Origin of the sequence: Virgibacillus aidingensis, from assembly GCF_010994035.1 — a bacterium.
Classification (GTDB): Bacteria; Bacillota; Bacilli; order Bacillales; family Amphibacillaceae; genus Virgibacillus_N.
This window is the reverse complement of sequence record NZ_WIXN01000022.1, coordinates 18,435-33,475: the sequence shown is the minus strand read 5'-3', so window position 1 is coordinate 33,475 and position 15,041 is coordinate 18,435. Positions and strand designations below refer to the sequence as shown.

The 15,041-nt window shown below is 43.9% G+C and carries 14 protein-coding genes and 1 other annotated feature; all 14 genes read right to left on the bottom strand.

What is annotated here, in order from left to right; genetic code table 11:
• Positions 1-8 precede the first annotated feature (8 nt).
• Positions 9-479: a 30S ribosomal protein S7 gene (gene rpsG / locus GHD25_RS16120; RefSeq protein WP_164218734.1), complete on the bottom strand. Its 471-nt coding sequence runs from the start codon at positions 477-479 to the stop codon at positions 9-11.
• Between the two features lie 162 nt (positions 480-641).
• Entirely contained in the window at positions 642-1,055 is a 414-nt protein-coding gene (gene rpsL / locus GHD25_RS16115) for a 30S ribosomal protein S12 (protein ID WP_164218732.1), read from the bottom strand.
• A 249-nt stretch (positions 1,056-1,304) separates the two neighbouring features.
• The gene (locus GHD25_RS16110) at positions 1,305-1,559 is read right to left on the bottom strand and encodes a 50S ribosomal protein L7ae-like protein (protein WP_164218730.1); all 255 of its coding nucleotides are present in this window, start codon (positions 1,557-1,559) and stop codon (positions 1,305-1,307) included.
• A 285-nt stretch (positions 1,560-1,844) separates the two neighbouring features.
• Positions 1,845-5,450, bottom strand: coding sequence for a DNA-directed RNA polymerase subunit beta' (rpoC, locus tag GHD25_RS16105; RefSeq protein ID WP_164218728.1), 3,606 nt, complete (start codon positions 5,448-5,450; stop codon positions 1,845-1,847).
• A 247-nt stretch (positions 5,451-5,697) separates the two neighbouring features.
• Complete coding sequence (gene rpoB / locus GHD25_RS16100) at positions 5,698-9,234, bottom strand: DNA-directed RNA polymerase subunit beta (RefSeq protein WP_164218726.1); 3,537 nt, start codon at positions 9,232-9,234, stop codon at positions 5,698-5,700.
• 374 nt (positions 9,235-9,608) lie between these two features.
• Positions 9,609-10,211, bottom strand: a complete 603-nt coding sequence (locus tag GHD25_RS16095) for a class I SAM-dependent methyltransferase (protein WP_164218724.1) — start codon at positions 10,209-10,211, stop codon at positions 9,609-9,611.
• Between the two features lie 121 nt (positions 10,212-10,332).
• Positions 10,333-10,698, bottom strand: coding sequence for a 50S ribosomal protein L7/L12 (gene rplL / locus GHD25_RS16090; protein ID WP_164218721.1), 366 nt, complete (start codon positions 10,696-10,698; stop codon positions 10,333-10,335).
• Between the two features lie 81 nt (positions 10,699-10,779).
• Positions 10,780-11,280 (bottom strand): 50S ribosomal protein L10, encoded by a 501-nt coding sequence (gene rplJ, locus GHD25_RS16085; RefSeq protein ID WP_164218719.1) that lies wholly within the window; start codon positions 11,278-11,280, stop codon positions 10,780-10,782.
• 38 nt (positions 11,281-11,318) lie between these two features.
• Positions 11,319-11,472, bottom strand: a sequence feature (ribosomal protein L10 leader region).
• Positions 11,473-11,522: 50 nt separating this feature from the next.
• Positions 11,523-12,215: a 50S ribosomal protein L1 gene (gene rplA, locus GHD25_RS16080; RefSeq protein WP_164218717.1), complete on the bottom strand. Its 693-nt coding sequence runs from the start codon at positions 12,213-12,215 to the stop codon at positions 11,523-11,525.
• 201 nt (positions 12,216-12,416) lie between these two features.
• Complete coding sequence (gene rplK, locus GHD25_RS16075; RefSeq protein WP_164218715.1) at positions 12,417-12,842, bottom strand: 50S ribosomal protein L11; 426 nt, start codon at positions 12,840-12,842, stop codon at positions 12,417-12,419.
• Between the two features lie 148 nt (positions 12,843-12,990).
• Positions 12,991-13,527 carry a transcription termination/antitermination protein NusG gene (nusG, locus tag GHD25_RS16070; RefSeq protein ID WP_164218713.1) on the bottom strand — a complete coding sequence of 179 codons (537 nt, stop codon included), beginning with the start codon at positions 13,525-13,527 and terminating at the stop codon, positions 12,991-12,993.
• A 312-nt stretch (positions 13,528-13,839) separates the two neighbouring features.
• Complete coding sequence (gene secE, locus GHD25_RS16065) at positions 13,840-14,007, bottom strand: preprotein translocase subunit SecE (protein WP_164218711.1); 168 nt, start codon at positions 14,005-14,007, stop codon at positions 13,840-13,842.
• A gap of 43 nt (positions 14,008-14,050) precedes the next feature.
• Positions 14,051-14,200: a 50S ribosomal protein L33 gene (rpmG, locus tag GHD25_RS16060; protein WP_164218709.1), complete on the bottom strand. Its 150-nt coding sequence runs from the start codon at positions 14,198-14,200 to the stop codon at positions 14,051-14,053.
• A gap of 63 nt (positions 14,201-14,263) precedes the next feature.
• Positions 14,264-14,932, bottom strand: a complete 669-nt coding sequence (gene sigH / locus GHD25_RS16055; protein ID WP_164218707.1) for an RNA polymerase sporulation sigma factor SigH — start codon at positions 14,930-14,932, stop codon at positions 14,264-14,266.
• Between the last annotated feature and the right edge of the window lie 109 nt (positions 14,933-15,041).

Sequence of the window (15,041 nt, the reverse complement as noted above, 5' to 3'; positions counted from 1 at the left end):
AAAAAGTCCTACCAGCGATAGTGAGCGAACGCTTTATTCGCTTCTGCCATCTTATGCATTTCTTCACGTCTTTTCACGGCTGCTCCTGTATTGTTGGAAGCATCCAGGATTTCATTAGCCAGGCGCTCTTCCATTGTTTTTTCACCGCGCAGGCGGGAATAATTAACGATATATCGCAAGCCTAATGCCTGACGGCGTTCCGGACGAACCTCCATTGGAACCTGATAGTTAGATCCACCAACACGGCGGGCACGAACCTCAAGTACAGGCATGACGTTTTTCATCGCTTGTTCAAAAACTTCCATGGCATTTTGTCCGCTTCTCTCGGAAACTAGCTCAAACGCCTTGTAGAGAATTTTTTGTGCTTTTCCGCGTTTACCATCAATCATAATTTGATTGATCAAACGGGTTACTAATTTTGAGTTATATAATGGATCCGGCAAGACATCGCGTTTAGGTACTGGTCCTTTACGTGGCATATGTCCATCCTCCTTTCTTCCATGGTGTAATCGGAAAAAGCTTTTATCATCACCCGGTTTTTCCTGATACCGGGCTTATGAAGGTCTCTTTCCGGTATTTATCTGCATTGTGTTTTCTTTTAACTGGTTTTGCAGACCAGGGATTTTCTGTCCAACCGATATTTATTTCTTCGGTTTCTTTGTGCCATATTTGGAACGGCCTTGTGCACGGCCTTCCACTCCTGCAGTATCCAGTGCGCCACGAACAATGTGGTAACGAACACCAGGCAGGTCTTTTACACGTCCGCCGCGCAGGAGTACAACACTATGCTCCTGCAGGTTGTGGCCAATTCCAGGAATGTATGCTGTTACTTCCATGTTGTTTGACAGACGCACACGGGCATATTTACGAAGTGCCGAGTTCGGCTTCTTCGGAGTCAGTGTACCGACACGTGTACAAACACCGCGTTTTTGCGGGGAATTTTGATTTGTCAGCTGCTTTTTAAAGCTGTTATAACCTTTATTCAGCGCTGGTGAATCAGAAGTCTTTGCTTTATTTACACGGCCTTTTCGTACAAGCTGATTAATTGTTGGCATGTTTGCGTCCTCCTTTCTTTCTTAATCTCAGATGATTTTTAAAGAATGCTGCCCATTTTATCAATACAGGGCTTGGTTAAAGACCAGAGATTATGGCAGTTTCCTGTTGAACAGCAGGTTAAACCACACCACAATTAAGCTGATCCTATTATGCTGCAAGCCTCCCATGACAGCTTCTTCTAATCCCACACATCCAGGTGGTTCATTCTTTTGCAAAAAAACAAAGCTTCAACGGAGTTCCCATTAAAACTACTGTTCTCTTATGGCTACTGTTGATGCTCCAACCTCAATACCACAAGCAATACCCAGTTTTTTCATCGAATCTACATACTGACATGGAATATTAAGTTCGTCTGCCAAATCGGATACTTTTTGTGTAATCTGTGGATCCGCATCATCAGCAATGATCACTTCACTTATTTCCCCATTTTTCATGGCTTTCAGTGTTTGCTTCGTTCCGATGATTATACGCGATTTAACTTGAGCCACTTTTTCATAAGACATTTCGCATCCTCCAAAGTGATGGTTGGTATTTGCCGGTCAATCGGGCAAATGCCTTAGCACCCCAAGGGTAAAAACAAAGCCCCTTGTACGTACGCAAATTGCAAGTTATTACGTTCGGGCAATTAATTGGAGTCCCGGACATGAAAGTTTTATACTTTTTCCACTGTCAAAGTATAATTCGGAAGCACCTTGAATATTCTATCACCATGGTTAATTGATGTCAATACAAATTTTATATTCTTTTGGTGCTTCCGAATTCATTTTTATATCATTTGCGTTACCATTTTATTGAACTGTTTCTGTTTCTTCAACAATCTCTTCTTCCGGCTCGTCGGTAGCAACTTTTATTCTGCGGTACCTCTGCATTCCTGTACCTGCTGGGACAAGCTTGCCAATAATCACATTCTCTTTTAGCCCAAGCAGTTCATCACGTTTTCCTTTAATGGCTGCATCGGTCAGGACACGTGTTGTTTCCTGGAAGGATGCTGCCGATAGGAAGGAATCCGTTTCAAGGGATGCTTTTGTAATACCGAGCAGAACCGGTTTTCCTGTAGCAGGCTGGCCGCCGCCAAGCAGCACTTCATGGTTAGCATCCCTGAATTGATGAAGATCCAGGAGTGAACCAGGAAGTACGTTTGTATCTCCGGCATCAACTACGTGAATCTTACGCAGCATCTGGCGGACCATTACTTCTACGTGCTTATCACCAATTTCAACCCCTTGCATCCGGTATACCCGCTGCACTTCACGCAGAAGATAATTTTGTACACCTTCCACGCCTTGTACGCGCAAGAGTTCTTTCGGATCGATGGAACCTTCTGTCAGCTCCTGGCCGGCAAAAACTTCATCACCAATACTTACTTTCATGCGGGCATTAAATGGAACCGTATAACTGCGCTGTTCCACTTCCCCCTGAACGATCACTTCCTGACCGTCCCTTGTTTCTTTCATTTCTTCTACTGTACCATGGATTTCAGTAATAACAGACTGTCCTTTAGGGTTGCGTGCTTCAAATAGTTCCTGAATACGCGGCAGACCCTGTGTAATATCATCTCCGGCGACCCCTCCTGTATGGAAGGTACGCATGGTCAGCTGTGTTCCCGGTTCTCCAATAGATTGTGCTGCTATAATTCCTACTGCTTCTCCAACCTCTACATCTGATCCTGTGGCAAGGTTGCGGCCATAGCATTTTTGGCAAACACCGTATTTCGTATTACAGGTGAATGCAGAACGAATTGTAACCTCTTCTATTCCCGCTTCCACTATTTGTTTTGCCATATCCTCTGTTATCAGGCTGTCTTTTTCAGCAAGCAGTTCATTTGTTTCAGGATCACGTACATCAAAGAAAGCAGTGCGGCCTACAAGACGGTCAAACAGCGGTTCGATTAATTCGGTTCCATCCATTAGTGCAGATACGGTTAAACCTCGATCCGTACCGCAATCTGCTTCGCGAATGATAACATCCTGGGCTACATCCACCAGACGGCGTGTCAGATAACCCGAGTCAGCCGTTTTCAGGGCTGTATCCGCAAGGCCTTTACGCGCACCGTGTGTTGAAATAAAGTATTCCAGCACAGTTAGCCCTTCCCTGAAGCTTGACCTGATAGGCAGTTCAATAATTTTCCCGGCAGGGTTTGCCATCAGTCCGCGCATACCAGCCAGCTGGGTAAAGTTGGAAGCATTACCCCGTGCACCGGAATCACTCATCATATAAATCGGATTTCGGTCGCTCAAGGAGCCCATCAGCTTATCCTGGATCGTATCCTTGGCCTGGGACCAGATGGAAATAACCCGGTCGTACCGTTCGTCATCTGTAATGAGACCCCGGCGGAACTGTTTCAGTACGTTATCAACTTTCCCCTGGGCTTCTTCCAATATATCTTCTTTTTCTGCCAATACGACAATGTCGGAAATACCGACTGTCATTCCTGCTTTTGTGGAGTAGCTGAAACCGAGATCTTTCATACGGTCAAGCATTTTAGACGTTTCACTGATTTTAAACCGTTTAAATACTTCTGCGATGACATCGCCAAGGAAGCCTTTTTTAAATGGCATAATCAGTTCGCGTGATTGAATTTCCGCTTTAATGTCTGTTCCTTTTTCAACAAAATAGGATTCCGGTGTGTAATCCTCCAAATTAACTCTGGTCGGTTCGTTAATATATGGAAAAGAATCCGGCAATATCTCGTTAAAAATCAATTTACCGACTGTTGTGAGAAGCAATTGTTTCTGCTGCTCGTCATTAAAGGTTCTGTTGTTCAGGCCGGAAGCCTGAATCGCGACCCGGGTGTGCAGGTGCACATAACCATTTTGATAGGAAAGCAGCGCTTCGCTGACATCTTTGAATATTTTCCCTTCCCCAATGGCATTTTTTCTTTCCATCGTTAAATAGTAATTTCCTAATACCATATCCTGTGATGGCGTTACTACCGGTTTGCCGTCTTTCGGGTTCAGGATGTTTTGTGCTGCCAGCATCAGGATGCGTGCTTCAGCCTGCGCTTCTGCAGATAATGGAACGTGGACAGCCATTTGGTCCCCATCAAAGTCCGCATTATACGCTGTACATACAAGGGGATGCAGCCGGATTGCACGGCCTTCCACCAATGTTGGCTCAAATGCCTGAATACCGAGTCTATGCAAAGTTGGTGCACGGTTTAACAATACCGGGTGTTCTTTGATGACTTCTTCAAGTACATCCCATACTTCCGGATGCACACGTTCAATTTTTCGTTTTGCTGATTTAATATTGTGGGCTATTCCTTTTTCCACCAGCTCTTTCATAATGAATGGCTTGAATAACTCAAGCGCCATTTCTTTTGGCAGTCCGCACTGGTACATTTTCAGATTCGGACCAACAACAATAACGGAACGGCCGGAATAATCCACACGTTTACCTAACAGGTTCTGACGGAAGCGTCCCTGTTTCCCTTTCAGCATGTGGGATAATGATTTTAATGGACGATTCCCCGGTCCGGTAACCGGACGTCCGCGGCGGCCATTATCAATCAATGCATCTACCGCTTCCTGCAGCATGCGCTTTTCATTCTGTACAATAATGCTTGGCGCCCCAAGATCAAGCAGACGCTTCAGACGGTTATTCCGGTTTATAACACGGCGGTATAAATCATTCAGATCCGAAGTGGCAAAACGACCGCCGTCAAGCTGAACCATCGGACGAATTTCCGGCGGAATGACCGGCAGTACATCAAGAACCATCCAGGATGTTTCATTTTTGGAATTGCGGAATGCCTCCAGTACTTCCAATCGTTTGATTGCTCTAGTGCGCCGCTGTCCCTGAGCGGTTTTCAGCTCTTCACGCAGTGTATCCACTTCTTTTTTCAGGTCGATATCATGAAGCAGTTTCCGGATTGCTTCTGCTCCCATTTGTGCTTTAAATGATTTTCCATATTTATCGTAATATGTCCGGTATTCCTTCTCGGATAAAAGCTGCTTCTTCTCCAGCGGGGTATCTCCCGGCTCAGTCACAATATACGCTGCAAAATAGATTACTTCCTCTAATGCACGCGGAGACATGTCAAGCACGAGTCCCATTCTGCTTGGAATTCCTTTGAAATACCAGATATGGGATACGGGTGCAGCCAATTCAATGTGACCCATACGTTCCCTGCGGACTTTTGCTTTTGTTACTTCGACACCACAGCGGTCGCAAACGACGCCTTTATAGCGAACACGTTTGTATTTCCCGCAATGGCATTCCCAATCTTTTTGCGGGCCAAAAATCCGCTCACAAAATAGACCGTCTTTCTCCGGCTTTAGTGTACGGTAATTGATTGTTTCCGGTTTTTTTACCTCGCCGTAGGACCATGAACGTATCTTCTCGGGTGATGCTAAACCAATTTTCATATACTCAAAGTTATTTACATCCAGCAAGGGTCTACCTCCCTTTTTGTGTCCGTTTTATTGCAAACTTAAGCTTATGTCTTTAGCCCTTTAAGGTAAAAATTAGCCTAAGCAGCATTTATGCAGGCAGAAAAGCTCATGCTTTCATGTCTGCTGAAAAACGTTTTTGACCTGCTTTTGCCAAACTACAGATTAGCGAAGGTTACTGATTCATCTATATGGAACTGGAGGTCAGCCGCTTTTTCGGCTGACTCCCTCCAGTTTTATTGATGCTTTCTTACGTGCCTTCCACTTCTAAATTCAGCTTGCTTGTTTGCTGCGTCTCTTCTTCCTCTAATTCACGCATGTCAATTTCCTCTTCATCACTGGAGAGCATTTTGACATCCATGCCAAGGCTTTGCAGCTCTTTGATCAGAACCTTGAAGGATTCCGGCACTCCTGCTTCAGGCACATTATCGCCTTTTACAATAGATTCATACGTTTTGACACGGCCTACTACATCATCCGATTTCACAGTTAATATTTCCTGCAGTGTATAAGCTGCACCGTACGCTTCCAGGGCCCAAACTTCCATTTCCCCGAAACGCTGCCCGCCGAATTGGGCTTTACCGCCAAGCGGCTGCTGTGTAACAAGGGAATACGGTCCGGTAGAACGTGCGTGCAATTTGTCATCTACCATATGGGCAAGCTTAATCATGTACATAACACCGACGGATACACGGTTATCAAACGGTTCTCCCGTACGCCCATCGTAAAGTACCGTTTTTGCATCCCGCGGCATGCCTGCCTCTTCCAGTGTTTCCCATACATCCTCTTCTGTAGCACCGTCGAATACCGGTGATGCCACATGAATGCCAAGCTGTTTTGCCGCCATTCCGAGATGTAATTCAAACACCTGTCCAATATTCATACGCGACGGCACGCCAAGCGGGTTAAGCATGACATCAACAGGGGTTCCATCAGGTAAAAATGGCATATCTTCCTCAGGCAGAATTTTGGAAATAACACCTTTATTTCCATGACGCCCGGCCATTTTATCCCCTTCATTGATTTTGCGTTTTTGGACAATATAAACACGCACCAGCTGATTTACCCCAGGTGGCAGTTCATCCCCGTCCTCCCGGTTGAATATCTTTACTTCCAGTACAATTCCGCCGGCACCATGCGGCACTCTGAGGGAAGTGTCGCGCACTTCGCGGGCTTTTTCGCCAAAGATGGCATGCAGAAGACGTTCCTCTGCGGATAATTCCGTTACCCCTTTTGGAGTAACTTTTCCTACGAGAATGTCCCCGTCTGTCACCTCGGCACCGACCCGGATGATTCCCTGCTCATTCAGATTCTTCAGTGCATCTTCCCCAACGTTGGGGATGTCTCTCGTAATTTCCTCCGGCCCAAGTTTTGTATCACGGGCTTCAGATTCATATTCTTCAATGTGAATCGATGTATATACATCATCTTTTACAAGTCTTTCGCTCATAATGATGGCATCTTCATAATTATACCCTTCCCAGGTCATAAATCCGACAAGCACATTGCGACCCAGAGCCAGTTCTCCGTCTTCCATGGAAGGTCCGTCGGCAAGGATTTCACCTTTGGCTACACGATCCCCTTCTTTAATGATCGGACGCTGGTTATAGCATGTTCCCTGGTTGGAACGGATAAATTTTTCCAGTCTGTAAACATCCACGTCGCCTTCTACTTCTTTTCCATCAACCTCGGAAATTCGGCGGACATGAATCTCTTTAGCCTCTACTCTTTCAATAACTCCATCATTTCTGCAAATAATCGCCGCACCGGAGTCCTTTCCGTTTACGTACTCCATTCCAGTACCGACAATCGGCGCTTCCGGGTTCATCAATGGAACCGCCTGACGCTGCATGTTGGCACCCATTAGAGCACGGTTGGAGTCATCATTTTCCAGGAACGGAATACAGGCTGTTGCAGCAGACACTACTTGCTTCGGTGATACGTCCATATAGTCAATCTCGTCTCTGGAGACAACAACGTTTTCTTCACGGAAGCGGGCAACGACTTCTTCGTTCTGGAATCTGCCGTCTTCGTCCAATAGCGCATTTGCCTGGGCTACAACATAATTATCCTGTTCATCGGCAGTTAAGTAATCAATTTGTGCGCTGACTTTCCCTGTTTCCGGATCGACTCTGCGGTATGGTGTTTCAATAAAGCCGAACTTATTCACTTTAGCATAGCTGGAAAGTGAGTTGATCAGCCCGATGTTCGGACCTTCCGGCGTTTCAATCGGACACATCCGCCCGTAATGGGAATAGTGTACGTCACGCACTTCAAAGCCCGCTCTTTCACGAGTCAGTCCACCCGGACCCAAAGCAGATAAACGGCGCTTGTGCGTCAGCTCAGCCAGTGGATTTGTCTGGTCCATAAACTGAGAGAGCTGTGAGCTCCCGAAAAATTCCTTAATGGACGCAATCACCGGACGTATATTGATAAGCTGCTGCGGTGTTATACTGGATGTATCCTGAATGGACATCCGTTCACGAACGACACGCTCCATACGGGATAAACCAATACGGAATTGGTTCTGAAGCAATTCCCCAACCGAACGGAGCCGGCGGTTTCCGAGATGATCAATATCATCCGTATCCCCTACCTGGTGAAGCAGATTAAAGAAATAACTGATAGAAGCCAGAATATCTGCCGGTGTAATGTTTTTAATTTTTTTGTCCACCGCTCCATTACCGATGACAGTCAATTCCCTTTCTCCATCGGGATCTGAAGGATCGATAATTTTAACTGACTGAAGTCCTATTTCATCGTCCAGCACACCGTCCTGTGGCGTCAATACTTTTTCGCCAAGCTTTTCTTCTTCATTTTCAAGAAATGGCATCAGTCTATCCAATAGCTTGCGGTCTATTTTATCGCCTCTTTGTGCCAGCACTTCTCCGGTTTCCGGATCAACTACTGTTTCTGCCAGCACCTGGTTGAACAGCCGGTTTTTTATGTGCAGTTTTTTATTCATTTTATAGCGTCCAACATGGGCTAAATCATACCTTTTAGGATCAAAAAAGCGTGAGACCAATAAGCTTTTAGCGTTTTCCACTGTTGGCGGTTCTCCGGGACGCAGACGTTCATAGATTTCCAGGAGTGCTTTTTCCGTTGACTCTGTGTTATCCTTTTCAAGCGTGTTTCGCAAGTACTCATTTTCGCCTAAAAGGTCCACAATTTCCTGATCATCTCCAAATCCAAGCGCACGCAAAAGCACTGTGATCGGCAGTTTGCGTGTCCGGTCAATTCGGACATACACGATATCCTTGGCATCTGTTTCAAATTCCAGCCAGGCACCGCGATTTGGAATTACCGTCGCAGTAAAACCTTTTTTTCCATTTTTATCGATTTTATCGTTATAATAAACACTTGGTGAGCGTACTAGCTGTGAAACAATGACACGCTCTGCTCCATTAATGATAAAAGTACCGGTATCGGTCATGAGTGGAAAATCACCCATAAAAACTTCCTGTTCTTTTACTTCGCCGGTCTCGTTATTAATTAATCTGACCTTTACACGAAGCGGAGCATTATATGTGACATCCCTTTCCTTTGACTCTTCCACGGGATATTTGGGCTCACCCAAACTATAATCGACAAATTCCAGTGATAGATTCCCTGTGAAGTCCTCTATCGGGGAAATATCCTGAAACATTTCCCGCAAACCCTCTTCCAAAAACCAATCATAGGAAGCGGTTTGAATTTCGATTAAATTAGGCAGCTCCAACACTTCACTGATGCGCGCATAGCTTCTGCGCTTTCGGTGCCGTCCATATTGAACTAGTTGACCTGTCAACTGCTTCACCCCTTAAATGATACTAATTATGGTAGATGGACTACTATATTTAAGAAAAACGAAACCAAAGAAAATCTTCAGTTTTGTTTTTTGAACTTATGCCACAGACATAAATATTGCCAATGGTTCACTGATTCATTCCAGACAATACCAGTGGTCAGTAATCAAAGGCAGTAAATTGGATCCCAGATACCTATTCAAAGGAGCGGGAATACTTCACACCCGCGGATCCGAAAATAGTATGCGGTTTTCCCCAATTTTACCATTGTTTCCAAACACCAATGATCTATACATTTCAATTTCATGAAAATACCTCTTGACAAAGATATCCCCATGTTAGCATTTATCTATCTTATCATAATGAGTAATACAAATCAAATGTTTATCGCCCGAATGATATAATACCCTTTATGTTTCGCAACTACTTCAACTTCATTGAATAATTGCTCCAGTTTTTTCTTTGCGGAAGGGGCTCCTTGCTTTTTCTGGATAACGATCCATAATTCCCCTGCATTTTTTAATGCTTTCTTTGATTCTTCAAACATCTGGTGCACCACTTTTTTTCCCGCCCGGATCGGCGGATTGGAAATGACGCTTGCAAATTCTCTTTCTTTCAGACTGTTAAACCGATCGCTTTTAACAAATTCCACATTTTTTATTCCGTTATCACGGGCATTTTGTTCAGCTAGTGAAAGGGCCCTTTCATTTACATCAGCCATAACAATATGCCTGTCTTCGTAATACCCGGCTAGAGCAATCCCTATCGGACCGTATCCGCAGCCCAGGTCCAATAAGTCGCCCGCTGTCTCTGGTGCATAAAACTTTTCAATCAGAAGCCGGGAGCCGGGGTCCACTTCATTTTTTGAAAATACGCCCGCATCACTTGTAAATATATATTTTTTTCCCTTTAATACAAAATCCCATTTCTTTGGTGAACTTTTTGATTGGGGTTGTTGTGAAAAGTAATGCTCTGTCATCTGGCACCTACTTTTATCATTGAATTTCCTATGGAGATAGAAAAAGCGGGAATTTCCTGCCCGCGCCGATAAGATGGAAAAGCCCGCCGCTGTTTACGACGAGCTTATAATATATAAAGAACTACTTCACTTCTACTTCTGCACCAGCTTCTTCAAGCTTGGTTTTCACTTCTTCAGCTTCTTCTTTTGCGACGCCCTCTTTAATTGCTTTTGGCGCATTGTCAACCAGGTCTTTTGCATCTTTCAGGCCAAGACCGGTAATTTCACGTACCGCTTTAACAACTTTAATTTTTGAGTCGCCTGCAGCATTAAGCATTACATCAAATTCAGTTTGCTCTTCAGCAGCTTCACCGCCGCCACCGCCGCCAGCTACTGCTACTGGAGCTGCAGCTGTTACTCCAAATTCTTCTTCGATTGCTTTTACTAAATCATTTAATTCCAATACGGACATTTCTTTAATCGCATCTATAATTTGCTCTTTTTCCATGGTTTTTCCTCCTGATTTTTCATGTTTTTTCCGGTCATCGCCCGGAATTTTATTGTTTATTGCACGACAAAGCACATTCTTTTATGCGCCTTCTTCTTCTTTTTGATCAGCAATTGCTTTTGCAGCATATGCAAAGTTGCGCATTGGAGCCTGAAGTACGCTAAGCAGCATAGAAACCATTCCTTCGTAGTTCGGCAGGTCAGCAAGCTCTTTCAACTGATCCATTGAAGCAACTTTCCCCTGGATCACTCCGCCCTTTATTTCAAGTGCCTCATGATCTTTGGCAAAGTTGTTTAAAATCCGTGCCGGTGCCACCACATCCTCATTACTGAATGCTACTGCAGTCGGTCCAACGAGTGTATCACTTAAGTCGTTTAATTCAGCAGCTTCCGCAGCACGGCGGGTCATTGTGTTTTTGTAGACTTTAAAATCAATGCCGGCTTCCCGCAGCTGTTTACGGAGTTCGGTTACTTCAGCAACATTGAGACCACGGTAGTCAACCACAACGGAAGTTTCGCTTTCACGGAATTTTTCCGTTATTTCATCCACCAGTTTTTTCTTCGCTTCGATATTTGCAGACATTCTTCCACCTCCTGTTCAGCAATTCTTTTACTTAATTATACCGCATAGGAAAAGCTCCCACAGGCAGACAGGGGAGCTTTAGAAAACAAAGGAAAACCATCATTGGTTTAACCAATCTGTTTATAAAACACCTCGGCAGGATATTAAGCTTATAAAAGCCCCTGCTGTCTACGGTACAACGTATTCATTAATATAACGCCATTCATTATAACGAATGTGCTTTAAAAAGTCAATACCTGTATTTAGCGGTATTTAGATACATCCACTTTGATTCCAGGACCCATCGTAGATGACACAGAAACATTTTTCAAATATATTCCTTTAGAAGATTGCGGCTTCACTTTTACAAGCTGTTCGGTAAGTGCAGCAAAGTTTTCCTGTAACTTTTCTTCTTCAAAGGAAACTTTTCCAATTGGCACATGAACGTTGGCGGATTTATCCACACGGTATTCTACTTTACCGGCTTTAATATCTTTTACCGCTTTTTCCACTTCAAATGTAACCGTACCGGTTTTAGGGTTCGGCATTAAGCCTTTTGGTCCAAGCACACGGCCAAGCTTACCAACCTCAGCCATCATATCAGGTGTTGCCACGATCACATCAAATTCGAACCATCCCTGGTTAATTCGATTAATATAATCAGACTCACCGACATAATCTGCGCCGGCAGCTTCTGCTTCTTTGGCTTTATCTCCTTTAGCAAAAACCAGCACACGCTGGGTTTTTCCTGTACCGTGCGGCAAAACCATCGCACCGCGGATTTGCTGATCCGCCTTCTTCGGATCTACGCCAAGGCGGAATGCTGCCTCAACGGTTTCATCAAAGTTTGCTTTTGCAGTTTCTTTTAATAAGTTAATTGCTTCTTCAATATCATATGATTTAGAACGATCAACAAGCTTCAATGCTTCCTGATGTTTCTTACCTTTTTTAGCCATTTTATTTCCTCCTCATATTGTGGTTATAACGGTAAGACCTCCCACTTGAAAAAACAGCGATTGTTTTTTCAGATGACAAAGGTGAACGTTTAAACGCCGACCCGTAAAAGCCATGGCAGGCAATGCTATCCCCCCGCCGGCTTTCATGAAAAAGGCTGCGATGAAAATAACAGTCGCAACCCGGTTATTTGCCAATGTAAATTAATCTTCAATCGTGATGCCCATGCTGCGGGCAGTTCCTTCTACCATGCGCATTGCCGCTTCCACATCAGCAGCGTTCAGATCCTGCATTTTTGTTTCGGCAATTTCTTTTACTTTATCGCGTTTTACAGTAGCGACTTTATTACGATTCGGTTCCCCTGATGCAGTATCAATACCAGCCGCATCTTTCAACAGAACAGCTGCAGGCGGGGTTTTTGTAATAAATGTAAATGAGCGGTCTTCAAACACCGTAATCTCAACCGGAATAATCATGCCGGCCTGATCCTGTGTACGTGCGTTAAATTCCTTGCAAAATCCCATGATATTCACACCCGCCTGACCTAATGCAGGTCCTACCGGTGGTGCAGGGTTCGCTTTGCCTGCCGGAATTTGCAGTTTTACCAGTTTAATTACTTTTTTAGCCACGAGACACACCTCCTTAAAGTCCGTGATGTGGTAATAGGGTCATCCCCTCCCACTCAAGTCTTCCAACTCTCTTCTTCATAGAGAGCAAGAATAACAAAAGAATTTTAGCATGAAACTGTATTTAATGCAAGGTATTGCCGTTAAAAACTTAATCGATTTTTTCAATTTGGGTGAAGTCCAGCTCTACCGGGGTCTCCCTGCCAAACATGTTAACATGCACTTTTACTTTTTGTTTATCTGTATCAATTTGCTCAATCGTTCCCGAAAAGTCAGAGAACGGGCCTTCCTTCACACGGATATTATCTTTTACTTCGAAATCATACTGAACAGCTGACTCATTCACACCCATCCGTTTAAGCACACTTTCCACTTCCTCCGGCAGTAAAGGAGTAGGTTTTGTCCCTCCGCCGCTTGAACCGATAAAGCCTGTCACTCCGGGTGTGTTACGAACCACATACCACGAGTCATCCGTCATCACCATTTCCGTTAGCACATAGCCCGGGAAAAACTTCTTCTTCGTAACTTTCTTTTTTCCGTCTTTTATTTCGGTTTCTTCATCTTCAGGGACGATCACACGGAAAATCTTGTCTTCCATGCCCATTGACTCTACTCTTTTTTCCAGATTCATTTTTACTTTGTTTTCATACCCGGAATACGTATGAACAACATACCAATTTTTCTCCATTATAACAGGACAAACGTGCTGCCCTTCCCTCCCTTGGCGGATTAGTAATCTATGTGTAAACCAAACGCACTTGCATTCCTATAAACATCTAAAAAACAATCTCTCTTATTTATAGGCACAATAAAAACAGTTTAAACCTTTTGTTTTTCGATGAGGAACATATTATTCCCCAATTTAAAAAACCCGACATTGCGGGCTTTTCATGAAATCAGTTATATTATAGCATATAATAGTTCTATTTATTAGCTAAAAAGCAAATTGGATTGAAATGGTTTATAATTATAAATTTATGAGTTCACACATTGCCAAAAATTAAAGCAGATTCAAAAGCTGCGAGATTCCCAGGTCAATCAAGAAGAAAAACACCGCAACAAATGCTACCGTTGCAATAACAGTAATTGTGTAGTTTGTTAATTCTTTTCCCTTGGGCCAGGAGACCTTCTTCATTTCCCTGGAAACGTTCTTTAAGAACTTAAACATGGCTGTACCCCCAAACTTTGCCTAATTCTCTATTTAAACTTTTTTATTTTGTTTCTCGGTGCAGTGTATGTTCACCGCATGTTCTACAAAACTTTTTTACTTCCAGCCGTTCCGGATTGGCCGACTTATTTTTACTTGTAGTATAATTTCTGCTGGCACATTCTGAACAGGCCAGCGTAATCTTCACACTCATGTTTTCACTCCACATGAATTTTTTCGTCATATTCTGCAATCTTTATAAATGTAGCATGCATGTCTATCTTATGTCAATGTCCTTTGTTGAGATTTCATTGGTATTCAAGAGCTGTTCGAGCTTTCTTTTTACACGCTGAAGCGCATTATCAATTGACTTTTCATGGCGGTTTAATTCTTCGGAAATCTCCTGATAGGTGCACCCTTCCAAATAGAGCTGCAGCACTTCTTTTTCCAGTCTGCTTAAGAGTTCCGATAATTTCAGCTGCATATCACCCAGGTTTTCCCGGTTAACCAGCAGTTCCTGCGGGTCAATTTCCGCAGATCCAACAAGGACATCCATTAACGTCCGATCCTTATCTTCATCACGCAGCGGCTTGTCCAGGGAAACGTAGGAATTGAGCGGCATATGCTTAAACCTTGTCGCCGTTTTGATAGCAGTAATAATCTGCCTTGTTACACACAGCTCTGCAAATGCTTTAAAAGAGGAAAGCTTGTCCCCGTCATAATCGCGGATTGCTTTATAAAGCCCGATCATACCCTCCTGAATGATATCCTCCTTATCCGCCCCGATTAAAAAATATGTCCGTGCTTTCGCGCGTACAAAGTTTATGTATTTATGCATGATCACGTCAAGTGCGTGACTGCTTCCTTGATGAATCCTGCGGAGAAGCTCTTCATCATCAAGCATATGCAAATTGGTCTGGTCTTTTTCTACTTGCTTGACATTCACTAGGATGGACCCCCCAAAGTAACACAGTCACTTACAAAAATAGAAACCTAGATTGATAGAGCATTTCTGTATCCAATTAACTACATCCGGAATTCACGGCCCGAACACT